This window comes from Pseudomonas sp. GW821-FHT02B10 (assembly GCF_059421865.1).
Genome location: NZ_JBWKVU010000004.1, coordinates 185826 through 212010 on the forward strand (window position 1 = coordinate 185826; position 26185 = coordinate 212010).

Annotated in this window: 29 protein-coding genes and 1 tRNA gene; 19 read left to right on the forward strand and 11 right to left on the reverse strand. The window is 61.8% G+C overall.

The window, feature by feature from the left end:
• The first annotated feature begins 100 nt into the window (after positions 1-100).
• The gene (gene nosR, locus AC07VU_RS11335; RefSeq protein ID WP_274303952.1) at positions 101-1459 is read left to right on the forward strand and encodes a response regulator c-di-GMP phosphodiesterase, NosR family; all 1359 of its coding nucleotides are present in this window, start codon (positions 101-103) and stop codon (positions 1457-1459) included.
• Between the two features lie 12 nt (positions 1460-1471).
• Here nosR and AC07VU_RS11340 read toward each other — a convergent pair whose 3' ends face one another.
• Positions 1472-2185: a murein L,D-transpeptidase catalytic domain family protein gene (locus AC07VU_RS11340; protein WP_009044554.1), complete on the reverse strand. Its 714-nt coding sequence runs from the start codon at positions 2183-2185 to the stop codon at positions 1472-1474.
• A 141-nt stretch (positions 2186-2326) separates the two neighbouring features.
• Between AC07VU_RS11340 and AC07VU_RS11345 the strand changes: the two genes are divergently transcribed.
• The 7 genes from AC07VU_RS11345 (at position 2327) to AC07VU_RS11375 (ending at position 6848) form a co-directional block, all read left to right on the forward strand.
• Positions 2327-3898, forward strand: coding sequence for a L,D-transpeptidase family protein (locus AC07VU_RS11345; protein ID WP_150052174.1), 1572 nt, complete (start codon positions 2327-2329; stop codon positions 3896-3898).
• 97 nt (positions 3899-3995) lie between these two features.
• Positions 3996-4268, forward strand: coding sequence for a hypothetical protein (locus AC07VU_RS11350; protein ID WP_101338460.1), 273 nt, complete (start codon positions 3996-3998; stop codon positions 4266-4268).
• Positions 4269-4426: 158 nt separating this feature from the next.
• A complete protein-coding gene (locus AC07VU_RS11355) occupies positions 4427-4750 on the forward strand; it encodes a hypothetical protein (protein ID WP_169834595.1) in 324 nt (107 codons plus the stop codon).
• A 160-nt stretch (positions 4751-4910) separates the two neighbouring features.
• Complete coding sequence (locus tag AC07VU_RS11360; RefSeq protein WP_007929299.1) at positions 4911-5147, forward strand: hypothetical protein; 237 nt, start codon at positions 4911-4913, stop codon at positions 5145-5147.
• A gap of 86 nt (positions 5148-5233) precedes the next feature.
• Positions 5234-5650, forward strand: a complete 417-nt coding sequence (locus AC07VU_RS11365; RefSeq protein WP_277589187.1) for a bleomycin resistance protein — start codon at positions 5234-5236, stop codon at positions 5648-5650.
• 131 nt (positions 5651-5781) lie between these two features.
• Positions 5782-5973, forward strand: coding sequence for a hypothetical protein (locus AC07VU_RS11370; protein WP_007929308.1), 192 nt, complete (start codon positions 5782-5784; stop codon positions 5971-5973).
• A gap of 335 nt (positions 5974-6308) precedes the next feature.
• The gene (locus tag AC07VU_RS11375) at positions 6309-6848 is read left to right on the forward strand and encodes a GNAT family N-acetyltransferase (protein ID WP_495029866.1); all 540 of its coding nucleotides are present in this window, start codon (positions 6309-6311) and stop codon (positions 6846-6848) included.
• Between the two features lie 151 nt (positions 6849-6999).
• Here AC07VU_RS11375 and AC07VU_RS11380 read toward each other — a convergent pair.
• Positions 7000-7087: transfer RNA gene (locus AC07VU_RS11380), tRNA-Ser, on the reverse strand.
• Between the two features lie 123 nt (positions 7088-7210).
• Between AC07VU_RS11380 and AC07VU_RS11385 the strand changes: the two genes are divergently transcribed.
• On the forward strand, positions 7211-7882 hold the full coding sequence (locus AC07VU_RS11385; RefSeq protein WP_007929309.1) for a Bax inhibitor-1/YccA family protein: 672 nt from the start codon (positions 7211-7213) through the stop codon (positions 7880-7882).
• Positions 7883-7952: 70 nt separating this feature from the next.
• Here the strand turns inward: AC07VU_RS11385 and AC07VU_RS11390 are convergent, their stop codons facing one another.
• Entirely contained in the window at positions 7953-8282 is a 330-nt protein-coding gene (locus AC07VU_RS11390; protein WP_277589185.1) for a YceK/YidQ family lipoprotein, read from the reverse strand.
• Positions 8283-8365: 83 nt separating this feature from the next.
• Complete coding sequence (locus AC07VU_RS11395; protein WP_087091584.1) at positions 8366-8803, reverse strand: Lrp/AsnC family transcriptional regulator; 438 nt, start codon at positions 8801-8803, stop codon at positions 8366-8368.
• A 132-nt stretch (positions 8804-8935) separates the two neighbouring features.
• On the opposite strand from AC07VU_RS11395, the gene AC07VU_RS11400 reads away from it, so the two are divergent.
• The 3 genes from AC07VU_RS11400 (at position 8936) to AC07VU_RS11410 (ending at position 13532) form a co-directional block, all read left to right on the forward strand.
• Complete coding sequence (locus AC07VU_RS11400; protein WP_457276728.1) at positions 8936-9832, forward strand: DMT family transporter; 897 nt, start codon at positions 8936-8938, stop codon at positions 9830-9832.
• 333 nt (positions 9833-10165) lie between these two features.
• Positions 10166-12439: an FdhF/YdeP family oxidoreductase gene (locus AC07VU_RS11405; RefSeq protein WP_253365015.1), complete on the forward strand. Its 2274-nt coding sequence runs from the start codon at positions 10166-10168 to the stop codon at positions 12437-12439.
• A 139-nt stretch (positions 12440-12578) separates the two neighbouring features.
• Positions 12579-13532 carry a Dyp-type peroxidase gene (locus AC07VU_RS11410; protein WP_457276727.1) on the forward strand — a complete coding sequence of 318 codons (954 nt, stop codon included), beginning with the start codon at positions 12579-12581 and terminating at the stop codon, positions 13530-13532.
• Between the two features lie 125 nt (positions 13533-13657).
• Here AC07VU_RS11410 and AC07VU_RS11415 read toward each other — a convergent pair whose 3' ends face one another.
• The 5 genes from AC07VU_RS11415 to AC07VU_RS11435 all read right to left on the reverse strand — a co-directional run bounded on the left by AC07VU_RS11415 (position 13658) and on the right by AC07VU_RS11435 (position 18853).
• Positions 13658-13819 carry a DUF2474 domain-containing protein gene (locus tag AC07VU_RS11415; protein ID WP_087091581.1) on the reverse strand — a complete coding sequence of 54 codons (162 nt, stop codon included), beginning with the start codon at positions 13817-13819 and terminating at the stop codon, positions 13658-13660.
• Positions 13806-13961 carry a hypothetical protein gene (locus AC07VU_RS11420; protein WP_009044526.1) on the reverse strand — a complete coding sequence of 52 codons (156 nt, stop codon included), beginning with the start codon at positions 13959-13961 and terminating at the stop codon, positions 13806-13808. Before AC07VU_RS11420 ends, AC07VU_RS11415 begins: the two co-directional genes overlap by 14 nt.
• The gene (gene cydB, locus AC07VU_RS11425; RefSeq protein ID WP_053261802.1) at positions 13948-14964 is read right to left on the reverse strand and encodes a cytochrome d ubiquinol oxidase subunit II; all 1017 of its coding nucleotides are present in this window, start codon (positions 14962-14964) and stop codon (positions 13948-13950) included. Before cydB ends, AC07VU_RS11420 begins: the two co-directional genes overlap by 14 nt.
• Positions 14965-14979: 15 nt before the next feature.
• Positions 14980-16401, reverse strand: coding sequence for a cytochrome ubiquinol oxidase subunit I (locus AC07VU_RS11430; protein WP_495029867.1), 1422 nt, complete (start codon positions 16399-16401; stop codon positions 14980-14982).
• Positions 16402-16528: 127 nt separating this feature from the next.
• Complete coding sequence (locus AC07VU_RS11435; protein ID WP_007929318.1) at positions 16529-18853, reverse strand: FdhF/YdeP family oxidoreductase; 2325 nt, start codon at positions 18851-18853, stop codon at positions 16529-16531.
• 445 nt (positions 18854-19298) lie between these two features.
• Between AC07VU_RS11435 and moaA the strand changes: the two genes are divergently transcribed.
• The 5 genes from moaA (at position 19299) to moaE (ending at position 22502) form a co-directional block, all read left to right on the forward strand.
• A complete protein-coding gene (gene moaA, locus AC07VU_RS11440) occupies positions 19299-20297 on the forward strand; it encodes a GTP 3',8-cyclase MoaA (RefSeq protein ID WP_009044522.1) in 999 nt (332 codons plus the stop codon).
• 39 nt (positions 20298-20336) lie between these two features.
• The gene (locus AC07VU_RS11445; protein WP_495029868.1) at positions 20337-21236 is read left to right on the forward strand and encodes a bestrophin family protein; all 900 of its coding nucleotides are present in this window, start codon (positions 20337-20339) and stop codon (positions 21234-21236) included.
• Positions 21237-21327: 91 nt separating this feature from the next.
• Complete coding sequence (gene moaC / locus AC07VU_RS11450; protein WP_495029968.1) at positions 21328-21804, forward strand: cyclic pyranopterin monophosphate synthase MoaC; 477 nt, start codon at positions 21328-21330, stop codon at positions 21802-21804.
• Positions 21801-22052 (forward strand): MoaD/ThiS family protein, encoded by a 252-nt coding sequence (locus AC07VU_RS11455; protein ID WP_274303923.1) that lies wholly within the window; start codon positions 21801-21803, stop codon positions 22050-22052. The genes moaC and AC07VU_RS11455 overlap by 4 nt, the downstream gene beginning before the upstream one ends.
• 3 nt (positions 22053-22055) lie before the next feature.
• Positions 22056-22502, forward strand: a complete 447-nt coding sequence (moaE, locus tag AC07VU_RS11460; RefSeq protein ID WP_009044518.1) for a molybdopterin synthase catalytic subunit MoaE — start codon at positions 22056-22058, stop codon at positions 22500-22502.
• Positions 22503-22532: 30 nt separating this feature from the next.
• On the opposite strand, the gene AC07VU_RS11465 is transcribed toward moaE, so the two are convergent.
• Both AC07VU_RS11465 and mobA read right to left on the reverse strand, forming a co-directional pair.
• The gene (locus AC07VU_RS11465; protein ID WP_087091575.1) at positions 22533-23435 is read right to left on the reverse strand and encodes a LysR family transcriptional regulator; all 903 of its coding nucleotides are present in this window, start codon (positions 23433-23435) and stop codon (positions 22533-22535) included.
• A 152-nt stretch (positions 23436-23587) separates the two neighbouring features.
• Positions 23588-24178, reverse strand: a complete 591-nt coding sequence (mobA, locus tag AC07VU_RS11470) for a molybdenum cofactor guanylyltransferase MobA (RefSeq protein ID WP_495029869.1) — start codon at positions 24176-24178, stop codon at positions 23588-23590.
• 251 nt (positions 24179-24429) lie between these two features.
• Here mobA and moaB point away from each other — a divergent pair, with 251 nt between their 5' ends.
• Positions 24430-24969, forward strand: a complete 540-nt coding sequence (gene moaB, locus AC07VU_RS11475; RefSeq protein ID WP_101338444.1) for a molybdenum cofactor biosynthesis protein B — start codon at positions 24430-24432, stop codon at positions 24967-24969.
• Positions 24966-26171 carry a molybdopterin molybdotransferase MoeA gene (locus tag AC07VU_RS11480; RefSeq protein WP_495029870.1) on the forward strand — a complete coding sequence of 402 codons (1206 nt, stop codon included), beginning with the start codon at positions 24966-24968 and terminating at the stop codon, positions 26169-26171. The genes moaB and AC07VU_RS11480 overlap by 4 nt, the downstream gene beginning before the upstream one ends.
• The last annotated feature ends 14 nt before the right edge of the window (positions 26172-26185 follow it).

Here is a 26185-nt window from a genome sequence, read left to right on the forward strand (position 1 = left end):
TGCGCTAATCGGCCGGCGTCGAATTCATGCCGAAACACTACAAGTCATCTAGCCTGTCCCAGAAGGCGGGTCTGATCGCAGTCAAAGGGGAGGGGGAACCATGGAAGAACATACAGCGGGCACAGCCCAGGACAGACCGACGGTACTGCTGGTCGACGATGAGGAATCGATTCTCAATAGCCTTCGTCGGCTGTTACGCAGCCAGCCTTACGACATCCTGTTGGCCGACAGCGGTGCCAAGGCCCTGGAGATCCTCGAACAACGGCCGGTCGACGTGGTCATGAGTGACGCCCGCATGCCGAGCATGGACGGTGCGACCTTGCTGGCCCATATCCATCAGCGTTATCCATCGACGCTGCGCATCCTGCTCACTGGTTATGCCGACATGGCCTTGATCGCCAAGGCCATCAACGAAGGGCAGATCCATCGGTATATCAGCAAGCCCTGGAACGACGAGGACATGCTGGTGACGCTGCGCCAGGCCCTGGCCCATCACAATTCCGAAAGCGAGCGCCAGCGTCTGGAAGCCCTGACCCGGCAACAGAACGAGCAATTGAAAACCCTCAACTCGACCCTGGAAAAGCATGTGGCGGCGCGCACCGCCGAACTGCAACAGACCGCCGACATGCTCGATCTGGCGTATGAAGAGCTCAAGCGCAGCTACGTGACCGGTACCGAGGTGTTTTCGCTGCTGGCCAACCTGCGCTTGCCCAAGGCCAAGCAGACCAACCGGCAGATCATTGAGCTGATTCGTGTCTATTGCATCACCCATGGCCTGGACGAAGCCGACAGCCGCAACATGACCATGGCCGCCGCGCTGTACAACATCGGCAAGCTGAGCTGGACCGACAGCATGATGACCGCGCCCGCGGACTTGCTGCACCACAACGAGCGCGACCTGTACCGGGCCTACCCGAAGCAGAGCGAGTCGCTGCTGATGACCCTGGAGCCGATGAAGGACGCGGCGCGCATCATCCTGCATCACCAGGAACGCTGGGATGGCAGTGGTTTTCCCGATCATCTCAAGGGCGAGGCCATTCCGCTGGGCTCGCGCTGGCTCAAGCTGGCCGTGGACTTCATCGAGCTGCAACGCGGGCTGATACTCGAACGGCAGATGAACAGCGATGAGGCGCTGCTGTTCATTCGCAAATACGCCGGCAAACTCTACGACCCCGACCTGGTGGAGGATTTCGTCGGCGTTTGCGCGGCTTATCAGAGCGATGTCACCCTGGCCGATCCGACGGTCAGGGTCCTGACGACGCGCGACCTGGCCCCGGGCATGACCCTGGCGCGCAACCTGAATGCCGACAATGGCATGCTGTTGCTCAATGCCGGCAAGGTGCTGAGCGGCCCGCTGGTGGACAAGCTCATCGCCTTCGAAGCGATGGAAGGGGCGAAGTACAGCATCTTCGTCAAAATACCCGAAGAGTCGGAAACGGCGGTCTCGGCCGCCGGTTAAGGAGCAAACGGGTTAACCGCCGCTGGCGGCGACAATGCTGGCCACCTGGCGTGGCTGGCAGTTGAGATAGGGTGAGGATTTCAGCCAACGCTGGTCGGGGTACCAGGAAAACATGAACTGACCGTCCTTGAGGCGGTCGATCACCTGGCGCGCCACCTGCGGACGCACGGCCGGGCAACCCAGGCTGCGGCCGATGCGCCCTTGGCGTCGGCTCCACAGGGGGCTCACATAGTCGGCCGCGTGAATCACGATATCCCGATCGCGGGCGAGGTCATTGAAGCCTGGCTCCAGGCCGTCCATGCGCAGCGAATAACCGTGGCTGCCTTCATAACTTTCCTGGGTGCGGAACAGGCCGAGGCTGGACTGGAAACTGCCCATGCGATTGGAAAACTGGGTAGCGAAGTTCTCCCCGGATTTCTGCCCGTGGGCGACCAGGTCGCGCAGCACCAGGGTTCTTTTATTCAAGTCGAAGATCCACAGGCGGCGGGCGGTGGAAGGTTGCGAATAGTCGATGACCGCCAGGTGCCGGGCCTGCCTGGCACCGCTGTTGACTGCGCATTGCATGGCGCTCAAGGCACTTTTCAACACTTGGGGATTGAGTTCTGGAGCGGCGTGGGCGAGGCTGTTGTAAAGCAGCGGAGTCGTGTTGTTGGCGGCGAGCGCGGGGCTGCAGATCGCGCCTAGGGTGGTCATTGCCAGACAGAGCCGGCGCAAGAAGGTCAGCATTCTAGAGTGTCCCCACAGTCACTTTGGCTCCTGACGTCCTGTCGCTCTCCTGGCAGTTCTGGTTACAGGTGGTTGGATGATTTTTCGCAGCCACTGCCGAGGTTGACCATCACAATGATGGCCATGATTGGAGTAAAGCAGTTGTTCAAAAAACACGCATGTTACTTGAGCCTTTTCCTGCTCGCTGCGCCGTTGGTCGCGACTGCTCAGGATGTACCGGTCGATCATGAGAACCCTGTGCAACAGGTATTCACTCGATTGTCCGCCGCCTGTCCGGGGTTGGCGGTACACCTGGACATTCCCGCCCAGAGCCTGTTACAGGCTTTTTACCAACAGCAGGGTGACCAGCCGGTCTGGTCGTCCAGCGCACGTTTGGAGGCGTTGCAGGCACAGTTGCAGCAACTGGCCGACGATGGCCTGGACCCGGCCGACTACCGGTCACCGGCCAGTGCGCTCGCGGGCGACGCGCTGTGCGCCGATTTGAGCTTCAGCCAGCATTACCTGCAGGCCCTGCATGACCTGCATTACGGCCGTCTGTCGCAGGCCCGTTTCGAGCCGATGTGGCACGCCCATCCCTCACAGCTGGATCGCCAGGCGCAGGTGCTTGCCATCGCCGGGCCCGGCCTGCAGGACATCCCGGCGGCCTTCGCGCTGGCGCGGCCGAGCCTCGAGCAATATCAGAATCTGCGCCAGCTGTATGCCCAGCAGCGCCAGCTGGCGTTGCCCCATTGGCAGCCCCTTCCCAGCGGGCCGCTGTTGCGTCCGCAGATGCAGGACGCGCGAGTGCCGGAACTGGCGCAACGGCTGTTCAAGGAGGGGTACCTGGGCACCCTCGCCAACGAAGGCGACACCCTTTACAGCAGCGACCTGGTGAGTGCGGTGAAAAGCTTCCAGCTCAGCCATTCGCTGCAAGCCGATGGGGTGATCGGCGCGGGGACCTTGAATGAACTGAACATCAGCCCGCAGATGCGCCGCGAACAGCTGCGCATCAACCTCGAGCGCTTTCGCTGGCTGGCGCAGGACATGGAGCCCGACAGCCTGCTGGTCAACCTGGCCGCGGCGCAGTTGATCGTCTATCAGGGCGGCGTGCCGGTCTGGCAGACCCGGACCCAGGTGGGGCGTGCCGAGCGCCAGACGCCACTGTTGAAATCCCAGGTCACGCGCCTGACCCTGAACCCGACCTGGACGGTGCCGCCGACCATTTTCCGCGAAGACAAGCTGCCGGAAATTCGCCGCGACCAGTCCTTCCTCAATCGGCAGAACCTGCAGGTGCTCGACAGCGAAGGGCATCCCCTGGCGGTGGAGGATATCGACTGGGACAACCCCGGCAATATTCTCCTGCGCCAGGAAGCCGGACCGAGAAACCCGCTGGGGCAGATGGCGATCCGCTTCCCCAACCCGTTCTCGGTGTACCTGCACGACACGCCCAGCCAGGCGCTGTTCAACAAGGGGCCAAGGGCCTTCAGTTCGGGCTGCGTGCGGGTCGAGCATGCGTTGCAGCTGCGCGATCTGCTGGTGAGCCCGGCGGAACGGGTGCGCACCGACGAATTGCTGAGCACCGGGCTCACTCATGAGTTCAGGCTATCGACGCCGGTACCGATCCTGCTCACGTACTGGACGGCGCAAGCCGACAGTCATGGCCAGCTGTCCTATGCCCCGGACATCTACGGACGGGACGCGGCCTTGCTGGTGGCGCTGGACAGCAAGCTTTGAGGGCTTGGCCACTGTGTGCCTTTGGTCAGGAACCGCTGAACATCTGTCGGCGCGTGACGATCTGAATAAGTAAGAGGACCATGAAGGAGAATCGGAAATGGTTCAGCGTCGCCGTCATCACATCTCGCAGTTGTCCCTTCGTATCGAAGGCCTGCGGGCCAATGTCCTGCAATTCAAACAGGATGAGTTCCAGATCCAGCAAGCCCTGTGCGGCGCTTCGGCGACAGCGAAGGTGCGCGATCTGGAGGATGCCTTCGATGAGATCCGGGAATCGATCAATCACACCGAGGCCTTGCTGGAAGCCCTGGTCCAGGTCGCAGTTGGAGCCGGGGAAGAGGGTGCAGGAGCTTGCCAGGCCGCTGGACGTTAAGGAAGGCCGGCGCTGGGGCCGCCTACGGGCACCGTTAAACGATTGATGAAAACCCGGCCGCTGCGCCGGGTTTTTTATGGCGACACGAATGGCTATCATCGCTCGGTGATTTTTCAGCGTAGGGCGCCATGGCCTTTTTCGAGTTATTCGACCAATTCATGAGAAGCATGCTGGCGGCCTGGCTCTTTGTCGGTATCTGCCAGCTGGCCCGGTTCGTCTTCTCGCAGACTCCGTCCAGGTTGTCCGGATGGATCACCCTCGCCGGGCTGGCCTTCTTGATGGTCTACCCCTGCGGTTGGGACTGGGCTTCCGGCTTCATGGAGAACGCCTGGGTGGCGATGTGCAGGGTCTACCAGCATTCGGCTTCGCAACTGGCGCTGTTTCTGGCGGATGCGGCGGGCGCGGGGTTGGGCGGGCTGGTGGCTTACCTGATGTCTCGTTATGTCATGGCCGCCCCGGCACCACTGAAACCTGCCGGCTGAAGCGCTGACAGATAGAGGATTGGCCTCGCCACTGTGCGGGGCTTTTTATTGCCTTCGCAAAATCGGACCTGTCGTCTCTAACCCTTGATGGGGGGCCATAGACTGGCGTGAATCAATGGGCTGTGCCTTACTCGAACTTCATTTACTGAGGGATGCGGCCATGACTGAGCGTCATTTGAATCACAGTGAAACGCTTTCGAATGGATGCAAGATCAAGGTGCGATCAGAGATCCTCAGAGATGGCTCGCTCAAGATGTTCATCGGCATCTACAAGCCGGATGGTAGCGTTATCGTCGAAGACAATGACCTGGCCCCGGATGGCCTGGACATGGAAGATGCATTTGAGTGGGGGATCGACCGGGCCAAGAAGATTGGCAGCGGGCAGAAGGTTCAATGACCAGTAATGCCGAGTGCTAAATAAGCCGGCAATGACAGAGATCCAGGGTAGATTGGCCGGCCAAGGAACTGAATGGATACAAGAACATGTTCAAGTTGAACGCCCTGGTGCCGGAACTGATCGTTTCGGACTTGCAGCAGAGTCTGTATTTCTACTGTGATGTGTTGGGTTTCAGGGTTGAGTACGACCGGCCCGAGGACCAGTTTGCCTTTCTCTCCTTTGGCAACAGCCAGATCATGCTGGAGCAGGACTGGCATGACGATTCGCCCTGGCGTGTGGGGCCCCTGGAGCTTCCCTATGGCCGAGGCATGAACCTTTCCATCGAGTGTCCGGATGTGTCGGCCCTGGTTTCCGCGCTTGAGGCCGCCGGTTGCCCGATCAGGAGACCTGTCGAAGAACATTGGTACCGCAGCCATGATCGACAGTTCGGGCAGAGGAATTTCCTGGTCCTGGATCCCGATGGCTATCTGCTTCGTTTTGCGCAGAATATTGGCGTGAAATAGCTGCCAGGCGGCGCCGGAAACCTGTGTAGTCCAATTGGCTCCACACCGTTTGCCGGCTATCCGCTAGCGCGGGGGCTGTTGGCGATTGAGGCGTAAAATGACGGTGCTACCTCGTCAAAAGGAGCCCCCATATGATCGCCGACCAAGTAAGCAAACAGGCGTCTGAGCAAAGAGTCTGGGATCAATACTTCTGCGCTGCGTTGATTGCCGAAAGTAATCTGACGGCACCGGTCGTAGGAGAGGCCACTCATGAAGACAGGCAGAACCTGTTGATCGAAAGAGCCAAAACTCTCGCCGACAAGATGATGGCATGTAGAAAATAATCGAAGCCCAGCCAGAGTGCTGGGCTTTTTGCATCCTCCTCCTTGCACATGACCAAGGTTTGCAGACTGTTATACCCGTAACGATGACGGTGCTCTGTAGTACGCACTGCCTTACTTGCATGTGATGGGGGCCTTTGCCGTGTTCACGTTGTTTGCCTGTGTCGTGGCGCTGATAGTCGCCAATACAGCGGGCGCTATGGATGATCAGTGGTCGCGCACTGGCAGCAAGTGAGGTTTGGGTCTGTCATGCATTGTGCTGCGAGTGCCATATAGCGTGCTGTAGATGCTCTGGGTCTTCGGCGTACCCAATGTAACCAGCGTCAATTAGCCAGTTCATGGTTGCATTTGTGCTTTCCATCAGAACTATCGCTGAGCGTAATGGCATCTGGGGCATTGAAGCTGAAGTAAACTCCGGCGAATTTGACCGGAGGGACGCGATCATGAATTGGCAAATCAGACAGGCCGTCTTGAGCGATATCGAATGGTTGGTGCGTGTGGATCCTATCGCGGCAAAAGACCACGGCCGCCGAGCACAAATAGAAAGGGTAGTAGGCACGGGTGAATGCTGGGTTGCTTGTGAGACGAGCGATCCCAGTGTCCCGATCGGTTACGGCTGTTTGGACAAAAGTTTTTTCGGGGAGTGGTTCATCCCGCTTGTAGTCGTCTCAAACGCCCATAGACGTTCTGGTGTAGGTCGGCAAATCGTTGCTCACTTAGAGCATTGTTCCTCTGCCAGAAAGATCTTCACTTCGACCAACACGTCCAATGCACCCATGCGGCAATTGTTGGTACAGCTTGGATATCAATACAGCGGGTCTGTGGAGAATCTTGACCCTGGTGATCCAGAGCTGATTTTTGTGAGGTTTTTGAATTAACTCCGCACAACAACGGCGGCAAGGCCTTCACCATCCATGTTGCGCTGTAGACGCTGGTTACCTTTGCGGTGGGACTCCCAAAAGCAGCATCGATCCTCAAGCCCCAGAAACGAAAAAGCCCCGAATGATCGGGGCTTTAGCGTGACGAATATGGCGGAGGCGATGGGATTCGAACTCATGGACCTGTTACAGTCGACGGTTTTCAAGACCGTTGCCTTAAACCACTCGGCCACACCTCCGTTTTTGTTGCGGGCGCCATAATACCTGAATGAAACACACTGTCAAACTCTGTACATAGCTTGTTGCAGAGCGTCTGTTATGATCTTTGCCACTGAACGTTTCAAACCAACAGGAGTGTCGCCATGCGCGAACAGGATTACGCAGTTAATAACAGCGTGCAGGCCGAGCAGCTAGAAGTTAGCCGCGTCCTGCGCAACACCTACGGCCTACTCGCTCTCACTCTCGCCTTCAGCGGCGTGATGGCTTACGTGGCCCAGCAGATGCGGGTCGGTTACCCGAACATTTTCGTGGTGCTGATCGGTTTCTACGGTCTGTTCTTCCTCACCAACAAACTCCGTGATTCGGCCTGGGGCCTGGTGTCGGCGTTTGCCCTGACCGGTTTCATGGGCTTTCTGCTCGGCCCGATCCTCAACCGTTACCTGGGCATGCAGGGCGGCGCTGAAGTGGTCAGCTCGGCCTTTGCGATGACCGCCCTGGTATTTGGTGGTCTGTCGGCCTACGTGCTGATCTCCCGCAAGGACATGAGCTTCCTCGGTGGTTTCATCACCGCCGGTTTCTTCGTCCTGCTGGGCGCGACGCTGGCCAGCCTGTTCTTCCAGATCAGCGGTCTGCAACTGGCGATCAGCGCGGGCTTCGTGCTGTTCTCCTCGGTGTGCATCCTGTACCAGACCAGCGCCATCATCCATGGCGGCGAGCGTAACTACATCATGGCGACCATCAGCCTGTATGTATCGATCTACAACCTGTTCGTCAGCCTGTTGCAGCTGTTCGGCATCATGGGTCGCGACGACTGATCGTCAAGCCTGAAACAAAAAGCCCGCTTCGGCGGGCTTTTTGTTGTCTGCGATCTGAACGTCCGGGACGCTATTCGGCAATGATCAGACTGCCATCGGTTTGTTGCTGATAGATGGTGTAGGGCAACAGCAAGGTGTCGAGTACGCCTGAGACGGCCATGTCGAGCAGCATGGCTTGGTTCGAGGCCGGGCCGGTATGAGTTGCGCCGTTCTCTGGCTCAGGGGCGTGCAGGCTGCAGAAATCGTAAGTCACGCCACTGTAGATACGAGGGACGCCACCGCAGTACGATTTTCGCTCCTTGAGTTTCTCGCTGGCCACCGCATCCTCCCTGAAGACGGTATCGATGGTTCCACAACCTGAGAGCATCAATGCCGCCAGCAACAGAAAAGAGGTTTTCACGGTGCGAATCCTTCGTCGATGAGGCCCTGAGTCTAGCCAGTTTTTGGGTGCCAGGGGGCAAACGCCGTGTGTGAGCCCAGGCATTACGCCATCGGCGGCAACCGCCGTTTCACCGGGCTTTTCTTGACGATCGCGGTGTTGGTTTCCGCGCAGCTGTTGAGGTGGTCGAGCAGGCTGTCCAGTTGCTCCATGTTGCGTACATGCAGGCGGGCGATAAAGCAGTCCTCGCCCGTGACCTTGTCGCATTCGGTGAACTCGGGGATGGCCAGGATCTGTCGTTCGACTTCCTGGAGTTTCCCCGGCAGCGGCCGAATGCGCACGATGGCCTGCAATTGATAACCGAAGAACTTCGGGTCGACTTCGACGGTATAGGCCTTGAGCACACCACGCTCTTCCAGGCGTCGCAGGCGTTCGGCGACGCTGGGCGAGGACAGTCCGCTGATCTGCGCCAGGGCCTTGAGCGAACGGCGTGAATCTTCCATCAGGGCGCTGATCAGCGCCTGGTCAATCTCGTCGATCATGTCAGCCTCATTAGGTAAAACCTAAGAAATACCTTGATAAAAAAGGTGTAAGCCGATTTTAGCCTACCGTTGAGTCTTGAGCGGGGCAGGAGCCGATTGTCATACTTTTGGCTCTTGTTGAGGAGAGTGATCATGGACAAATTGTTACGCCGCGGCTCACTGGAAATGACCGCCGCCATGTTGATTTCCGGCACCATCGGCTGGTTCGTGCTGGTGTCCGGGCAGCCGGTGCTGGACGTGGTGTTCTGGCGCTGCATGTTCGGCGCGGCGACCCTGCTGCTGATCTGTGCCGGCTTCGGCTTTCTGCGCCCCGGCATCCTGACGCGCACCACCTTTCTCCTCGCCGTGCTCAGCGGTGTCGCCATCGTCGGCAACTGGGTGCTGCTGTTCGCCTCCTATTCCCGGGCCTCGATCGCCATCGGCACCGCGGTCTACAACGTCCAGCCGTTCATGCTGGTGGGGCTGGCGGCGCTGTTCCTCGGCGAGAAAATCACCGCGCAGAAACTGTTCTGGCTGAGCATTTCCTTCGCCGGGATGCTGGCGATCGTCAGCGCCCATGGCGAGCAGGGCGCGGCGGGCAATGACTATCTGCTGGGAATCGCCCTGGCGCTGGGGGCGGCCCTGCTGTATGCCTTCGCCGCGCTCTTGATCAAGCGCCTGACCGGCACGCCGCCGCACCTGATCGCGTTGATCCAGGTCTGCACCGGGGTGTTGTTGCTGGCGCCCTGGGCCAACTTCTCGGCGCTGCCCACGGCACCGGAGGCCTGGGCCAGCCTGCTGACCCTGGGCATCGTCCATACCGGGGTGATGTACGTGCTGCTGTACGGCGCGATCCAGAAACTGCCGACCGCGCTGACCGGCGCGCTGTCGTTCATCTATCCGATCGCGGCGATCTTCGTCGACTGGTTCGCCTTCGGCCATCGCCTGGAACTGCTGCAATGGATCGGCGTGATCGCCATCCTGCTGGCGGCCGCTGGCATGCAGCAGGGCTGGAGCCTGGGCTTGCGCCGTCGGGTGGCGGCACAGTGAGCGTTGGGTTCCGGTGAGTGACTGGTCGCCGAATTAATACGAATGATAAGTAACTACCCGATTTACCAGCTATTTATTGCCTTGACAGGCGGGGACGCACCACTAAGGTTTTAACTCAGGTTGAAAGATTCAAGCGCAACCCTTCGTCGTTGATTCAAAGGTTTCAAGTCCTCAAACCCGGTTCTGGGTTGCGTGTCTTTTTTGCTGTTCAGGTGTGACATCTACCGCCCCCCGATTCGGGTCGGTAGGTCGTTACCGAATGCCGCCATGGCGGCGGATCCCAGGCAACCAATGCTTCTTGTCTACAGGGCAGGGGGCGTATGGGGAGCGATCATGACGACTCGACGCAAGGTACCCGGTGTTCGTAACTACGACGGCCCCGCTGGCGGCTGGGGGGCGCTCAAGGCCACCGCGACAGCGGTTCGAGAGCAGATGGATACGCTGAAGGCGCCCATCACCCTGATGCGCACCAACCAGCCTGATGGCTTCGACTGCCCAGGCTGCGCCTGGCCTGACAAGGAGCACAAATCCACCTTCCAGTTCTGTGAAAACGGCGCCAAGGCGGTGACCTGGGAGGCGACCAACAAGCGGGTCACCCCGGACTTCTTCGCCAATCATCCGGTCGCCTCGTTATTGCACCGCAGCGATTACGAGCTGGAGGACCTGGGACGTATCACCCATCCCCTGGTATATGACCGTGCCAGCGACACCTACCAGCCGGTCGAATGGGAGGCGGCGTTCGCGCGAATAGGCGAGATACTCCGGGGGCTGCAACCGGAGCAGGTCGAGTTCTATACCTCTGGCAGGGCCTCCAATGAAGCGGCCTATCTGTACCAGCTGTTCATCCGGGAATACGGCAGCAACAACTTTCCCGATTGTTCCAACATGTGCCACGAACCGACCAGCGTCGGGCTGCCGCGATCCATCGGTATCGGCAAAGGCACGGTGTCGCTGGACGACTTCGATACCTGCGAACTGATCATCTCCATCGGCCACAACCCCGGCACCAACCACCCACGCATGATGGGCACGCTGCACGAGGCCTCGCGGCGCAAGGTGCCGATCATGGTCTTCAACCCCCTGCGCGAACGCGCGCTCGAGCGCTTTGCCGATCCGCAGAACATGGTTGAAATGGCGACTTACGGCTCCACCCGGATCGCCTCGTCCTACTTCCAGGTAAAAGCCGGAGGCGACGCGGCGGCGATCAAGGGGATCATGAAGGCGCTGCTGGAGCTGGAGCGGACGGTGGGCGAAGTCCTCGACCATGACTTCATCGCCCAGCACACCCAGGGTTTCGACGAGCTGGTCGCCGATCTGCACGCCACGGCCTGGCCCGATATAGAACAGGCCAGCGGCCTGCAGCAGGCCGAGCTGGAAAAGGTCGCCGCCGCTTACGCAAAATCCAACGCCACCATCGTCACCTACGGCATGGGCATCACCCAGCACAACGAAGGCACGGCCAATGTCCGGCTGATCTGTGACCTGCTGATGTTGCGCGGTAACTTTGGCAAGCCTGGCGCGGGTATTTGCCCGTTGCGCGGCCATTCCAATGTCCAGGGCAATCGGACCGTGGGCATTACCGAGAAACCGTCGAAGGCATTTCTCGACAGGCTGGAGAAAGTATTCGGCTTCAAGCCGCCAGCGGCCCACGGCCACGATTCGGTAAAAGCCATGCAGGCCATGATCGCGGGCACGGCCAAGGCGCTGATTTGCCTGGGAGGCAATTTCGCCGTCGCCTTGCCCGATCCGGGCCAGTGTTTTCCGGCCATGGGCAAGCTCGACCTGAGCGTGCATATCGGCACCAAGCTCAATCGCTCCCATCTGCTGGTCGCCAAGGAGTCCTATCTGTTTCCCTGCCTGGGTCGCACCGAATTGGACGTACAGGACGGGATGCGCCAGTCGATCACCGTCGAGGATTCGATGTCGATGGTCCACGCATCGGCCGGCAAGCTGACCCCGGCATCCGAGTTCCTGCGCTCGGAACCGGCGATAGTGGCCGGCATTGCCCGGGCCACGCTGCCAGGCAGCAAGGTGCCCTGGCAGGAACTGGTCGCCGACTACGACAAGATCCGCGACCTGATCGAGAAAACGGTGCCCGGCTTCGAGGCGTTCAACCAGCGCATCCGCGTGCCGGGCGGGTTCCGCATGCCGCTGCCGCCCACCGAGCGCATATGGCTCACGCCCTCGGGCAAGGCCGAATTCTTTGTCTTTCCCGGGCTGCATGAAGACAAGGTGGTCGATGGCGCGGACGTCCTGCGCCTGATCACCATTCGCAGCCATGACCAGTACAACACCACCATCTATGCCATGGACGATCGTTATCGCGGGGTCTTCGGCCGGCGCGACGTGCTGTTCATCAATCAAGCGGACCTGGATGCCCGTGGCCTGGCACATGGCGACCTGGTGGATATCGAGACGGTCACCCAGGGGCGCAAGCTGCGCTACGAGAAAATCACCGCGATCGAATACAAGATTTCCCCGGGCTCGGTCGCGGCCTATTACCCCGAAGCCAACCAGCTGGTGCCGCTGGATTACATCGACGTGGATAGCGGGACGCCGTCCTACAAATCGGTTCCGGTACGGATTGTGCGCTCGACGCTGAACTGACCCTGGCGATCCAGGGAAGGGGGCGCATGGGGCGCCCCTTTTTTCATCGGTGGGCTTTCATGAGCGCGATGCTCGCTGCCGGACTGCAGCGCCGCGATTATTTGCTACTCTGCGGTCTTTCCCGTTCCGCCGAGTGCTCATGCCCATGTCCAACGATATTCCTGAACCGCAATCCGTCTGCAACCCGATTACCAGCAGCGCGATCTTTATCGTCGCCACCCTGGCCCCCGGCAGTGACGCCGCCGCCAAGGTGCGGGGCTGGTGCGAGGATGTGGCGGGCCTCACCCGTTCGGTCGGCAAGCGGGTGCCCGCGGGTAACCTGTCGTGCGTCTGCGGTTTTGCTTCGGCGGCCTGGGACCGGCTCTTCGGCGGGCCGCGCCCAGCCTCGCTGCACGCCTTTCGCGAGTTCGGCCCGCAAGAGCGCCGGGCTGTGGCGACCCCCGGCGACATCCTGCTGCACATTCGCGCGGACCAGATGGACCTGTGCTTCGAACTGGCGACGCAACTGATCGGGGCATTGGGCGATGCGATCTCGGTGGTCGATGAGGTGCAGGGTTTCCGCTATTTCGACATGCGCAGCATCATCGGTTTTGTCGATGGCACGGAAAACCCGGTCGGGCGCAAGGCAGTCGAGTTCACCCTGGTCGGCGATGAAGACCCGGCGTTCAGCGGCGGCAGTTATGTGCTGGTGCAGAAGTACCTGCACAACATGAACGCCTGGAACGAGCTGTCGGTCGAGGCGCAGGAACGTGTCATCGGGCGCAAGAAGCTGTCCGATATCGAACTCGACGATGCCGTCAAGCCGACCTCTTCCCACAGTGCCTTGACCACCATCACCAAGGACGGCGAGGAGGTGAAGATCCTGCGCGACAACATGCCGTTCGGCCGGCCGGGGGCGGGGGAGTTCGGCACCTATTTCATCGGTTACGCGCGCTCGCCGGAGCCTATCGAGCAGATGCTGGAAAACATGTTTGTCGGCCGGCCGGCGGGCAACTATGACCGCTTGCTGGATTTCAGCACGGCGGTGACCGGCGGCCTGTTCTTCGTGCCTTCCGCCGATCTGCTGGAAGCGTTGGCCGAACGCCAGCCCTGATCCGGATGCAAAGAGCCCGCGAGGTGAGGGCCTCGCGGGCTCGTTGCATCTGGCGGATGCTATTCAATGGTTGGCGGGACCGCGCACCGGGAAAGGCGCCGGGCCTTTACCGATGCGATCAGCAATCAGTGAGTGCTCATGCCGGCCATGTGCATCATCAGCCGCAACAGGCCGGCCACCGCACCCAGGGCCAGCACACTGCCCAGCCAGATGCCCACCAGCCATGCCAGCCGCCGATACCAGGGGGCGTTCGGGTGGACGGTGGTCGATACCTCAGAGCGTTCCATAAGCCAACTCCATCATCAGTGCGGTGGCGGCGGCCAGCATCACCAGCCCGCCGAGGAACAGCAGGCTCAGCTGTGCCACCTGCTGGTAGAAAGGCCTCTGCCTGGTAGTGGTTCGAAGGGTTTCGCTATCAATGGTAACCATCGCCGATCCTCACTTTGCCGCGGAACACGTAGTAGCTCCAGCAGGTGTACATCAGGATGATCGGCAGGATGAACAGGGTGCCGATCAGGATGAACAGCTGGCTGGACGGGGGCGATGCGGCCTGCCACAGGCTGATGGAAGGCGGCACGATGTTCGGCCAGATGCTGAAGGCCAGGCCGATGTAGCCCAGGAACACCAGCGCCAGGGTGAACACGAACGGCCAGTGCGAGTGATGCTGGCGCAAGGTGCGCAGCAGCCCGAACAGCGCCAGCAGCGCGAGAACCACCAGAGCGCCGAAGACCACGATATGCGCGTGGGTGAACCAGCGGCTGGCGATCTCCGGGTGCAGCATGGGCGTCCACACACAGAGCACCGCGACCACCGCCATCAGCACGAACGCCAGCGGCCGGGTGTAGTGGCGCATGCGCGATTCGAGCATGCCTTCGGTCTTGACCAGCAGCCAGGTGCTGCCCAGCAGTGCATAGGCGACGATCAGGCCCAGGCCGCAGAACAGCGGGAACGGCGCCAGCCAGTCCAGGTTGCCGCCGGCGAACTGGCGATCGACCACCGGGATCCCCGCGATATAGCTGCCAATCACGATGCCCTGGCAGAAGGTCGCCAGCAGCGAGCCACCGATGAACGCCATGTCCCAGATATGGCGTTTTTCCGGGCTGGCCTTGAAGCGGAACTCAAAGGCCACGCCGCGGAAGATCAAGCCGGCCAGCATGAAAATCAGCGGCAGGTACAAGGCCTCCAGAATCACCGAATAGGCCAGCGGGAAGGCCCCGTACAGCGCCGCGCCACCGAGAATCAGCCAGGTTTCGTTACCGTCCCAGACCGGCGCCACGGTGTTCATCATCACATCGCGCTCCTGCGCGTCCGGGATGAGCGGGAAGAGGATCCCCAGTCCCAGGTCGAAGCCATCCATGATGACGTACATCATCACCCCGAAAGCGATGATCACGCCCCAGATCAACGACAGATCTATACCTTGAATGCCCATGGGCAAGCTCCTTGTTCAGTTGGCGGGGTTGCCGGACGCGAAGGTCTCGGTGACCGCGGACAGCGGCCGGCGCGGCGTGCGGTCCTGGCCGGGGCCGCCTTGTGGCGGATGATCGTGATGCGGCTGCGGGCCTTTGCGGACCAGCTTCATCATGTAGGCGATGCCGACGGTGAACACTGAGAAGTAGATCAGCACGAACAACGCGAGCGAGATGCTCAACTGGCTGACCGAGTGGTTCGACGCCGCGTCGGCGGTGCGCTGCAAGCCGTACACCACCCACGGCTGGCGGCCGACCTCGGTGGTAATCCAGCCGGCCAGCATGGCGATCAGGCCGGTCGGGCCCATGAATAGCACCAGGCACAGGAACAACCGGTTGCGGTACAGCGCGCCGTTGCGGCGCAAGGCCAGGCCGAGCAGGCCGGTGAGGATCATCAACATGCCCAGCCCGGCCATGATCCGGAAGCTGAAGAAGATGATGGTCGCGTTCGGCCGGTCCTCTTTCGGGAAGCTCTTGAGCGCCGGGATCTGCTTGTCCAGGCTGTGGGTCAGGATCAGGCTGCCCAGGTAAGGCACTTCGATCGCATAACCGGTCTTCTCGGCGTCCATGTCGGGGATGCCGAACAGCACCAGCGGCGTCGGTTCGTTACCGATGTTTTCCCAGTGGCCTTCGATGGCGGCGATTTTCGCCGGCTGATGTTCCAGGGTGTTCAGGCCATGGGCATCGCCGACCACTGCCTGGATCGGCGCCACGATCAGGGCCATCCACATCGCCATCGACAGCATCTTGCGCACTTGTGGCGTGTCGTTCTTGCGCAGCAGGTGCCAGGCCGCGGACGAGCCGACAAAAAACGCCGTGGCGACGAACGCGGCGATCGCCATGTGCGCCAGGCGGAACGGGAACGACGGGTTGAACACGATGGCCAGCCAGTCCATCGGCACGATCCGCCCATCGACGATGGAGAAGCCCTGTGGCGTCTGCATCCAGCTGTTGGAGGCGAGGATCCAGAAGGTCGAGATCAGCGTGCCGATGGCGACCATGACCGTGGAGAAGAAGTGCAGCCCGCGGCCGACCCGGTTCCAGCCGAACAGCATCACCCCGAGGAAACCGGCCTCGAGGAAAAACGCGGTCAGCACTTCATAGGTCAGCAGGGGCCCGGTAATGCTCCCGGCGAAGTCCGAGAAGCGACTCCAGTTGGTGCCGAACTCATAGGCCATGACCAGCCCGGAGACCACCCCCATGCCGAAGTTGACGGCAAAGATTTTCGACCAGAAGTGATACAGGTCCTTGTAGACCGAGTTATTGCTTTTCAGCCAGAGGCCTTCGAGCACTGCCAGGAAGCTGGCCAGCCCGATGGTGATGGCGGGAAATATGATGTGGAACGAGACCGTGAACGCGAATTGAATTCGCGCCAGGTCAAGCGCTTCCAGGTTTGACATGACGATACCCTCAGAGTGGCTCGATACGCGTGCACGGCCCGGCCGACCGTGTGAGCCTCGCGGCTCGCGGTCAACGGCAGTGCAGGTTTCGAAAGGGCCGGGGCGACGCTCGCCGCCCCGGGCAGGTTCAATCGACGGAGGACTGGATCAGGTTGCTGACCGGCGCCGGTTCAAGGCGAATCGCGATGAACTTCGAGGTCGGGGTGAAGGTGCGGTCGCCGTAGCTTTCCAGCGGCACCAGAGGGTTGGTTTCCGGGTAGTAGGCGGCGGCCTGGCCGGCGGGAATGTCGTAGGCGATCAGGGTGAAGCCGCTCACCCGGCGCTCGCGACCGTCGCCCCACAGCGAGATCATGTCGACCTTCTGCCCCGGCTCGTAACCCAGCTTGCGAATGTCCTGCTCGTTGACGAACACCACGTCGCGCATGCCGTAGACCCCGCGATAACGATCGTCCAGGCCATACAGGGTGGTGTTGTACTGATCGTGGGAACGCATGGTCTGCAGGATCAGCTCCGGCTTCACGCCCAGGTCGCGCACGCCCTGGCTCACCAGGTGTTCCGGCAATACGCCGGGGGTGAACTGGGCCTTGCCGGTGGCGGTTTTCCAGATGCGCTGGGCGGCGTCGTTACCCAGGTGGAAACCCCCGGGGTGCAGCAGCTTCTGGTTGAAGTCCTTGAAGCCGGGAATGGTGTCGGCGATCAGGTTGCGGATGCGGCTGTAGTCCTCGATCACCCAGAGCCAGTCGATGGGGTGGCTGCCGAGGGTGGCGTTGGCGATCCCGGCGATGATCGCCGGTTCCGAACGCATCAGCGGCGACTTGGGTTTCAACTGGCCGTGGGAAATGTGCACCATGCTGAAGGTGTCTTCCACGGTGACGCCTTGCGGGCCCTGGGCTTGCAGGTCGATATCGGTGCGCCCCAGGCACGGCAGGATCAGCGCCTCGCGGCCGGTGACCAGGTGGCTGCGGTTGAGCTTGGTGGCGATGTGCACGGTCAGCTCGCAGTTGCGCAGCGCGGCGTGGGTGCGCGGGCTGTCGGGGGTGGCCTGGGCGAAGTTGCCCCCCAGGCCGATGAACACCTTGGCCCGACCTTCTTCCATGGCGGCGATCGCCATCACCGTGTTGTGCCCGTGCTTGCGCGGCGCCTTGAAGGCAAAACGCGCTTCCAGGGCATCGAGCAACTCGGTGGGGGCCAGTTCGTTGATACCCATGGTGCGGTCGCCCTGCACGTTACTGTGGCCGCGCACCGGCGACAGCCCGGCGCCCGGACGGCCGATATTGCCGCGCAGCAGTTGCACGTTGACCACTTCCTGCACGGTCAGCACCGAGTGGGTGTGCTGGGTCACGCCCATGGCCCAGCACATGATCACCCGCTTGGCCTTGCGATACATGCGCGCGGCCAGCTCGATGTCCTCCAGGGACAGCCCGGACTGTTCGAGGATGTGCTCCCAACTGGTGGCGTCGACTTCGGCCAGGTAGGCGTCGAGGCCCGAGGTGTGCTCGGCGATGAAGGCGCGGTCGAACACCGCTTCGCCGTTGTTGGCCAGGGCTTCGCGTTCCCACTGCCAGAGGAACTTGGCGATGCCGCGCATGGCTGCCATGTCGCCGCCCAGGGCCGGGCGGAAGTAGGCGGAGGAGGTGGGCTCGGAGCCGTTGGTGAGCATCTCCAGCGGATGCTGCGGGTGCTGGAAGCGTTCCAGGCCACGCTCTTTCAGCGGGTTGAAACAGATCACCTGGGCACCGCGTTTCACCGCTTCACGCAGCGGTTCGAGCATCCGTGGGTGGTTGGTGCCAGGGTTCTGGCCGATGACAAAAATCGCGTCGGCTTCCCCCAGGTCCTCGAAGGTCACCGTGCCCTTGCCCACGCCGACACTGTCGTCCATGCCCAGGCCGCTGGCCTCGTGGCACATGTTCGAGCAGTCGGGGAAGTTGTTGGTGCCGTAGGCGCGCACGAACAGCTGGTAGAGGTAGGCGGCCTCGTTACTGGCCCGGCCCGAGGTATAGAACTCGGCCTGGTCGGGCGACTCCAGCCCGTTCAGGTGCCTGGCGATCAGGGCGAAGGCATCGTCCCAGCTGGTTTCGACGTAGCGATCCAGGCTGGCGTCGTAACGCATCGGGTGGGTCAGGCGGCCCTGGTATTCGAGCCAGTAATCGCTTTGCGCCGCCAGTGCCGACACCGTGTATTTGTTGAAGAAGGCCGGGTTGACCAGGCGCCCGGTGGCTTCCCAGTTGACCGCCTTGGCGCCGTTCTCGCAGAACTTGACCATGCCGTTTTCCGGCGACTCGCCCCAGGCGCAGCCCGGGCAGTCGAAGCCACCGTTCTGGTTGGTCTTGAGCATGGTGCGAATATTCTTGAAAGCGTTTTCGCTGCCCAGCCAGTTCCTGGTCACGGCAATCAATGCGCCCCAACCGGCCGCCGCCCCCTTGTACGGTTTATAGCGTTCAACTTCGCTCATGATACTTCTCCAGGACATTGCACGTAGGCTGCGCCTAATGCCGAGTCATTGTTAATGACTGTTTTCTTGTGTGCATAAATAACCAACTTTAAGTGGCTGTTAATTACAGGCCGCACGGGTTTATGCACTTCGCGGATTGCTTCAGGACTGCGGGGTCAAGCCTAAGCCGCTTATAAAGTGCCTGTCTAATCGCAAATAATGACCGGATGATCGAAATGCTCTATCAAGGAAAAAATCTATACTAATCAATAAAATAAATACTTAATTTGTGGCGGAATGGGATGATTTTTCTTCTGATAAATCCTATCGATCAACCGGTTGTTAATAGCAATTAGACGGTGGTTTGAAATGTCCTTAGTCTTGCCTCAAACAAGGCCTTCTATAACGGTGGCCTTCCAATAACAGCATTCGGGTCGATACACCTGAAGTGCTGACGGAGGCGGTAATGTCAGATCGAATCCTGCAGGATGGTTTTTCCAGGCGAGTCGACTATCTGCGAATGTCGGTGACTGATCGCTGCGACTTTCGTTGTGTGTATTGCATGGCCGAAGATATGCAGTTCCTGCCGCGGCAACGCATCCTGACCCTGGAGGAGCTCTATCAGCTGGCGCAAAGTTTCGTCGCCCTGGGCACCCGGAAAATCCGCCTGACCGGGGGCGAACCCTTGATCCGCCCGGGCGTCGTCGAGCTGTGCCGGCGCATCGCCGCGCTGCCGGGGCTGCGCGAGCTGTGCATGACCACCAATGGCTCGCAGCTGGGCAAGCTGGCGACGCCCTTGTTCGAGGCCGGGCTCAAGCGCCTGAACATCAGCATCGACAGCCTCGATGCCACGCGTTTTCGCGAGCTGACCCGCACCGGCGACCTGGCCCAGGTGATTGCCGGCATCGATGCGGCGAACGCCGCCGGTTTCCAGCACACCAAGCTCAACTGCGTGGTGATGAAAGGGCGCAACGATCACGAGATCAACGACCTGGTGGGCTTTGCCATTGACCGCGGGCTGGACATCTCCTTTATCGAAGAGATGCCCCTGGGGGTGATCAGCGAACACAGCCGCGCCGATGCGTTCTTTTCCAGCGCCCAGGTGCGCGAGCGCATCGCCGAGCGCTACACCCTGATCGACTCCACCGAGTCGACCCAGGGGCCGTCGCGTTACTGGCGCCTGGCCGAGGCGCCGGAGATTCGCCTGGGGTTCATCTCGCCCCACAGCCACAACTTCTGCGCTACCTGCAACCGGGTGCGGCTGACCGTCGAGGGCCGCCTCCTGCTGTGCCTGGGCAACGAGCATTCGGTCGATTTGAAGCAGGTGCTGCGCAGCCATCCGGGCGAGCCGCAGCGCCTGGAGCGGGCAATCATCGAGGCGATGAAAATCAAGCCGTACCGCCACAACTTCGCACTCAATGACGAGGTGCAAGTGGTGCGGTTCATGAACATGACCGGCGGCTAGCCCGCGCGGTTTTCCCCTCTGCAAAAAGGCTGTCTAGCGATGATCGTCAGATCCAAACCCAACCTGATCAATGTGCTGATCTCCCTCAAGGGCTCGATTGCCAAGCGCATCGCCCTGCGCAGCCTGCTGGTGACCCTGCTGGCCTCGGCGATTGTGTTTATCGAGACCCTGTACCCGACCTATTTCTCCAGGGTCAATGCCACGCCGTTCACTTTGTTGGGCCTGTCGCTGTCGATCTTCATGAGCTTTCGCAACAACGCCTGCTACGACCGTTGGTATGAAGCGCGCAAGGCCCTGGGCACGCTGGTGACGGAGGTGCGTTCGATGATCCGCGAAACCCAGGCGATCAAGGATTCGCGGCAGCGCGGCAAGATCTTGCGCGACCTCTGTGGCTTCGCCCATGCCCTCAACGCCAGGCTGCGCCAGGAAGACGAGTCGAGCGCGGCGGGTACCTGGCTGAGCCAGTTGCCGTCGGCCCAGGCGCCCAACGTGCCGGATAGCATCCTGCGCCACGTCGGCCAACAGTGTTCGACCCTGGCCGAGTCGGGGGCGATCAGCGAATGGCGCTACACGCTGATGGCCAATCACCTGAGCAGCCTGACCAACGCCCAGACCGTCTGCGAGCGGATCAAGAGCACGCCATTGCCTTTTCCCTACACGCTGTTGCTGCACCGCACCAGCTACATGTTCTGCATCCTGCTGCCCTTTGCCATGGCCGAGCCCCTGGGCTGGCTGACGCCGATCTTCACGGCCATCGTCAGTTATACGTTCTTTGGCCTGGACGCCATTGGTGACGAGCTGGAAGACCCCTTCGGCCGGGACGAGAACGACCTGCCGACCAATGCCCTGGTGCGTACCATCGAGCGGGAGGTGCTCTATGCCCTGGGGGCGACCCAGCTGCCGCCGATGCTGCAACCGGTGGACTTCGTGCTGAGCTGACCGACGCCCATGCATTCGCCCCGGTTCCCCGAGCCACATCACTCAACCCAGCCAACAGGCTGCGAGGATAACCATGAACCACGATTCCACGATCCTGACTCACCTGGACGCCGAAGGTCGGGCCAATATGGTCGATGTCAGCGACAAGCCGCCCACTGACCGTGAAGCCCAGGCCCAGGCCTGGGTACGCATGCGGCCCGCCACCTTGCAACTGATCCAGCGCAACGGCCACCCCAAGGGCGACGTGTTCGCGGTGGCGCGCATCGCGGGCATCATGGCGGCGAAGAAAACCCATGAACTCATCCCGCTGTGCCACCCGTTGCTGCTCAGCTCGATTCACCTCGAGCTGAAGGCCGTCGAGCCTGACAGCGTCAGGATTGTCGCCACCTGCCGGCTCAACGGCCGCACCGGTGTCGAGCTCGAAGCGCTCACCGCGGCCAGCGTCGCCGCGCTGACCATCTACGACATGTGCAAGGCGGTCGATCGCGGCATGGTCATCGACAGCATCCAGCTGTTGAAGAAACAGGGCGGGCGATCGGGCAGCTTTGACGCGGGAGTCACAGCATGATCCTGGTCAACTACTTTGCCCGTTATCGCGAGCAGCTCGGTATCGGCGGCGAGAAGATCGCGCTGGATGATTCGTTGCGCAGCGTCGGCGACGTGAGGACGTTGCTGATGGCCAGGGGCGAGATCTGGCAGGCGGTGCTCGGCGAAACCAGCCTGATGTGCGCGCTGAACCAGGACCTGTGCAACCTCGACGCGCCCATCGAGGACTTCGACGAGATCGCGTTTTTTCCGCAAGTCACCGGGGGCTGAGCCATGACCGTGCACGTCCAGGCCGAGGCCTTCGACCTTGATCGACTGCACCGCGAGGTGCACGGCGAGGACCCCGGCGTTGGTGCGCTGGTGACTTTCGTCGGCTATGTGCGTGACCTGAACCTGGGGGAGCAGGTCGGCAGCCTGTTCCTCGAACATTACCCGGGCATGACCGAGCGTTCGTTGCAGCGCATCGTCGATGAGGCCCATGAGCGCTGGCCATTGCAACGGGTAAGGGTCGTGCATCGGGTGGGGGCGTTGCAGGTGGCCGAGCCGATCGTGTTTGTCGGCGTCGCCAGCGCCCATCGGCAGGCGGCCTTCGAGGCCTGCGCCTTCCTGATGGACTACCTGAAAACCCGCGCGCCGTTCTGGAAGCGCGAACAGACCTCGTCCGGCGAGCGTTGGGTGCAGGGCAGGGAGAGCGACCAACTGGCCGCCAGTCGCTGGTAGGGCAGGAATGCGCCCTGCGGCGCAGCACCTTCAGTCGGCCGTGGGCGCTTGCCCGGCAAACAGTTTCCTGGCTTCGGCAAAGCACTTTTCGGCAATGGCCGAGCGCGGTTCGGTCTTGCGCATCACCAGGCCCAGGGGCGCCAGCACGCTGGCATCCGGCAGGTTGATGAAGGCCAGGTTCTCGATCGGGTTTTCCAGGCCGCTGGACAGCGGCATGATCGAGCAGCAGAAGCCTTCGTGAATCGCCTGGAACAGCTGATAGGTCGAATCGCTTTCGAGGATCGGCTGCGGGTCGAGGCCGCGGCTGCGGAAACTCAGGTCGATGGATTTGCGGTAGTGCATGCCATTGCTGATCATCCCCAGGGGCAGCTCGGCGGCCTCTTCCCAGCTCATTTCGCTGCCTTCGAAATGGAAGTGGCGGGTGTCGTACAGCAGGCCGACGCGGGTTTCGCCGATCTCGAAAAACTCGAAATAGTTCGGGTTCACGTGGTCCAGGTAACACACGCCCAGGTCCAGCTGGTTGTTGCCCAGGCCTTCGATGATCTGGTCCGAGCTCATGGACGACAGGGCGAACTTGAGCTCCGGGAAACTCTTGGAAAGACCCTGGACGTAGCCGATCGGGTTGAAGCTGCTCAGCGGCACCAGGCCCAGGCGCAGGCTACCGACCAGTTGGCCACGGCACGCGGCGGCCTCGGCGAACAGCCCGTCATGGGCGGCGAGCAGGGTCCGCGCCCAGGCCAGCACCCGTTCGCCGGCCTCGGTGAAACCTTCGAAGCGCTGGCCACGCTTGACCAGCACCAGGTCCAGCTCGTCCTCCAGGTTGCGCAAGCGCATGGACAGGGTCGGCTGGGTGATGTGGCAGCGCGCCGCGGCCTGGCCGAAGTGTCGGGTCTGGTCCAGGGCGATAAGGAACTTGAGTTGTTTGATGTCCACGATGGCACCTGTTGAAGAAGGGGGTTGATGTCAGGGGTGAGTCCAGGATGCACGAAGCGTTTGGAAATCCCGATCCGACCTTTGGAGGAAAAGACTGTGCGTCCGTTCGGTGGCACGCGGAGCTGTTAAAAAACGCCGTTAAAAAAACGCCGTTAAAAAAGTAGCTCAGGGGTATTGAAGTTGCTCAGGCGCGGGTCGTCCTCGGCGCAGACCAGGGCCTGCGGCCGGTGCTTCGACAAGGCGCGCTGCAGGCTGCGTTCGCCGGCGTCCCAGTCGTGTTGCAGGCTCGCCAGCAAGGCCTTGGGGATCAGGCTGAACATGGGCTGCCAGTGGCCGGCCTGTTGCACCATCAGCACCGAGTCCGGGGCAGGGCGCGCCGCCAGCATGGCGCCGATCAGCGCGCCGTCGATTTTCGGCGCGTCGCAGGCGAACACCAGCAGCCACGGATGACGCGCCACTGCCAGGCCGGCGAGCACACCCGCCAGGGGCCCCGGGAAATCCCTCTGCGAGTCTTCGACCAGTTGGTCGGCATAGGCCCGATACTGCTCGGCGTTGCGGTTGCAGGAGATGATCAGGTCGTCGGTGAAAGGTCGGACCGCCGCCTGCACATGGGCGATCAGCGGCTTGCCCTGCCAGGGCAGCAGGCCCTTGTCCCGGCCACCCATGCGCGCGCCACGGCCGCCGGCCAGCAGCAGCACCGAGCAGGGGATGGGCGAAGGGGCGGCGGGGCAGGTCGGGGTCATTGTTCGAGGCACGCTGGTTGGGGGCTCAGACGATCTCATTGTCGCCCCTTCGAGTCCAATCGGAAGTATCGAATGAGCGATCAAAAGGCTCTATCGGCCGCGGATTTCACCGGCGTGGGCCGGCACGTCAGGGGGAAAGAGTCCTTGATAGATATGCTCGATAAAGTGGTCGGCCAGAGTGATTAGACACCGACGGTTTCAGCGCTTTAGCCTCTGGCCATGGTTTTTATGACTGCCCGCCGGAGAAAGACATGAGTGTGAAATCGGATGCATTGTTTGTCCCCCTGAATATTGCCGTGCTGACCGTCAGCGATACCCGCGAATACGCCACCGACACCTCCGGTCAATTGCTCGTCAGCCGCCTGCTGGAAGCTGGCCACACCCTGAGCGAACGCAACCTGCTCAAGGATGACCTGTACAAGATCCGCGCCCAGGTCGCCCTGTGGATCGCCGATGAGGCTATCCAGGTGGTGCTGATTACCGGCGGCACCGGGTTCACCGGGCGCGACAGCACGCCCGAGGCGGTGAACTGTTTGCTGGACAAGCGGATCGACGGTTTCGGCGAGCTGTTCCGGGCGATCTCCATCCTCGATATCGGCACCTCCACCGTGCAGAGCCGGGCCCTGGCCGGGCTGTCCAACGGCACCCTGGTGTGCTGCCTGCCGGGCTCCACGGGCGCCTGCCGCACGGCCTGGGAAGGCATCCTCGCCGAGCAGCTCGACGCCCGCCACCGGCCGTGCAATTTCGTGCCGCACCTCAAGCAGGTGCAAGCCTGCGGGACCCGCGGATGAGCGCCTCAGCGCTGATGCCGGTGGAGGAGGCCATCGCCCGCTTGCTGGCCATGGCCGAGGCGCAACGTTTGCAGGACAGCGAGCCGGTGGCGCTGGGCGAGGCGCGGCAACGGGTGCTGGCCAGCGACCTGGTGGCGACCCTCGACCTGCCGCCCTGGCCGAATAGCGCCATGGACGGTTATGCCTTGAACCTCGATGCCTGGGACGGCCAGCCGCTGGCGGTGTCGCAACGCATTTTCGCCGGCCAGGCCCCCGAGCCGTTGCGGCCGGGCACCTGCGCGCGAATCTTCACCGGCGCGCCGCTGCCCGAGGGCGCCAACAGCATCGAGATGCAAGAGAACGTCGAGCTGCTTGACGACGGTCGCGTGCGCTTCAAGCAGCCGCTCAAGGCCGGCCAGAATATTCGCCCGCAAGGCCAGGAGAACCGCGCCGGACAAGTGCTGCTGCGCACCGGCAAACGCCTGGGGCCTTTCGAACTGGCTATCGCCGCGGCCCAGGGCTGCACCCATCTGCCGCTGGTGCGGCGGCCACGGGTGGCGTTGCTGTCGACGGGCGATGAACTGGCCGAGCCGGGCACCGCCTTGCGCCCCGGCTGCATCTACAACAGCAATCGCACCCTGCTCAGCCACTGGTTGAATGCCCTGGGCTGCGAGGTGGTCGATGCCGGAATTCTCCCCGACCAGCCGCAGCAGACTCGGCTGCGCCTGGAACAATTGCAGTGCGCCGCGGACCTGATCCTGACCACCGGCGGCGTGTCCGCCGGCGACGCCGATTGCCTCGGCCAGGTACTGCGCGAGTGCGCCACCCCGGTGTTCTGGAAGCTTGCGATAAAACCCGGCAAGCCGCTGACCGTGGGGCGCTTCGGCAGCGTGCCGGTGATCGGCCTGCCCGGCAACCCGACCTCGGCCCTGGTGACCTTTGGCCTGCTGGCCCGGCCGTATCTGTTGCGCATCCAGGGCGTCGAAGAGGTCATGCCCTTGAGCTTCCCGGTCAGCGTCGGTTTCGACTGGCCGAAAGCGGGAGGCCGCCGCGAATACCTGCGGGCCAGGCTGGAGGAGGGCCGTGCGGTGCTCTATCCGAACCAGAGTTCCGGTGTGTTGCTGGGCGCTTCGTGGGCCGATGGGCTGGTGGAAATCCTCGAGGGCAGCACCTTGCGGGCCGGCGAGCCGGCGCGCTTCATTCCGTTCAGCGAGTTGTTCTAGCCGGCGCGGTCTGG

Excerpts from the sequence above, each read along its gene's own strand:
- nosR (WP_274303952.1), top strand. The coding sequence starts at position 101 with ATGGAAGAACATACAGCGGGCACAGCCCAGGACAGACCGACGGTACTG.
- moaB (WP_101338444.1), top strand. The coding sequence starts at position 24,430 with ATGAGTGTGAAATCGGATGCATTGTTTGTCCCCCTGAATATTGCCGTG.
- AC07VU_RS11370 (WP_007929308.1), top strand. The coding sequence starts at position 5,782 with ATGATCGCCGACCAAGTAAGCAAACAGGCGTCTGAGCAAAGAGTCTGG.
- AC07VU_RS11375 (WP_495029866.1), top strand. The coding sequence starts at position 6,309 with ATGGTTGCATTTGTGCTTTCCATCAGAACTATCGCTGAGCGTAATGGC.
- AC07VU_RS11455 (WP_274303923.1), top strand. The coding sequence starts at position 21,801 with ATGATCCTGGTCAACTACTTTGCCCGTTATCGCGAGCAGCTCGGTATC.
- moaE (WP_009044518.1), top strand. The coding sequence starts at position 22,056 with ATGACCGTGCACGTCCAGGCCGAGGCCTTCGACCTTGATCGACTGCAC.
- AC07VU_RS11480 (WP_495029870.1), top strand. The coding sequence starts at position 24,966 with ATGAGCGCCTCAGCGCTGATGCCGGTGGAGGAGGCCATCGCCCGCTTG.
- AC07VU_RS11430 (WP_495029867.1), bottom strand. The coding sequence starts at position 16,401 with ATGTCAAACCTGGAAGCGCTTGACCTGGCGCGAATTCAATTCGCGTTC.
- AC07VU_RS11355 (WP_169834595.1), top strand. The coding sequence starts at position 4,427 with ATGAGAAGCATGCTGGCGGCCTGGCTCTTTGTCGGTATCTGCCAGCTG.
- AC07VU_RS11360 (WP_007929299.1), top strand. The coding sequence starts at position 4,911 with ATGACTGAGCGTCATTTGAATCACAGTGAAACGCTTTCGAATGGATGC.
- moaA (WP_009044522.1), top strand. The coding sequence starts at position 19,299 with ATGTCAGATCGAATCCTGCAGGATGGTTTTTCCAGGCGAGTCGACTAT.
- AC07VU_RS11435 (WP_007929318.1), bottom strand. The coding sequence starts at position 18,853 with ATGAGCGAAGTTGAACGCTATAAACCGTACAAGGGGGCGGCGGCCGGT.
- AC07VU_RS11420 (WP_009044526.1), bottom strand. The coding sequence starts at position 13,961 with ATGGTTACCATTGATAGCGAAACCCTTCGAACCACTACCAGGCAGAGG.
- AC07VU_RS11395 (WP_087091584.1), bottom strand. The coding sequence starts at position 8,803 with ATGATCGACGAGATTGACCAGGCGCTGATCAGCGCCCTGATGGAAGAT.
- mobA (WP_495029869.1), bottom strand. The coding sequence starts at position 24,178 with ATGACCCCGACCTGCCCCGCCGCCCCTTCGCCCATCCCCTGCTCGGTG.
- AC07VU_RS11350 (WP_101338460.1), top strand. The coding sequence starts at position 3,996 with ATGGTTCAGCGTCGCCGTCATCACATCTCGCAGTTGTCCCTTCGTATC.
- AC07VU_RS11400 (WP_457276728.1), top strand. The coding sequence starts at position 8,936 with ATGGACAAATTGTTACGCCGCGGCTCACTGGAAATGACCGCCGCCATG.
- AC07VU_RS11410 (WP_457276727.1), top strand. The coding sequence starts at position 12,579 with ATGCCCATGTCCAACGATATTCCTGAACCGCAATCCGTCTGCAACCCG.
- AC07VU_RS11415 (WP_087091581.1), bottom strand. The coding sequence starts at position 13,819 with ATGGAACGCTCTGAGGTATCGACCACCGTCCACCCGAACGCCCCCTGG.
- AC07VU_RS11365 (WP_277589187.1), top strand. The coding sequence starts at position 5,234 with ATGTTCAAGTTGAACGCCCTGGTGCCGGAACTGATCGTTTCGGACTTG.
- AC07VU_RS11340 (WP_009044554.1), bottom strand. The coding sequence starts at position 2,185 with ATGCTGACCTTCTTGCGCCGGCTCTGTCTGGCAATGACCACCCTAGGC.
- AC07VU_RS11405 (WP_253365015.1), top strand. The coding sequence starts at position 10,166 with ATGACGACTCGACGCAAGGTACCCGGTGTTCGTAACTACGACGGCCCC.
- AC07VU_RS11385 (WP_007929309.1), top strand. The coding sequence starts at position 7,211 with ATGCGCGAACAGGATTACGCAGTTAATAACAGCGTGCAGGCCGAGCAG.
- cydB (WP_053261802.1), bottom strand. The coding sequence starts at position 14,964 with ATGGGCATTCAAGGTATAGATCTGTCGTTGATCTGGGGCGTGATCATC.
- AC07VU_RS11445 (WP_495029868.1), top strand. The coding sequence starts at position 20,337 with ATGATCGTCAGATCCAAACCCAACCTGATCAATGTGCTGATCTCCCTC.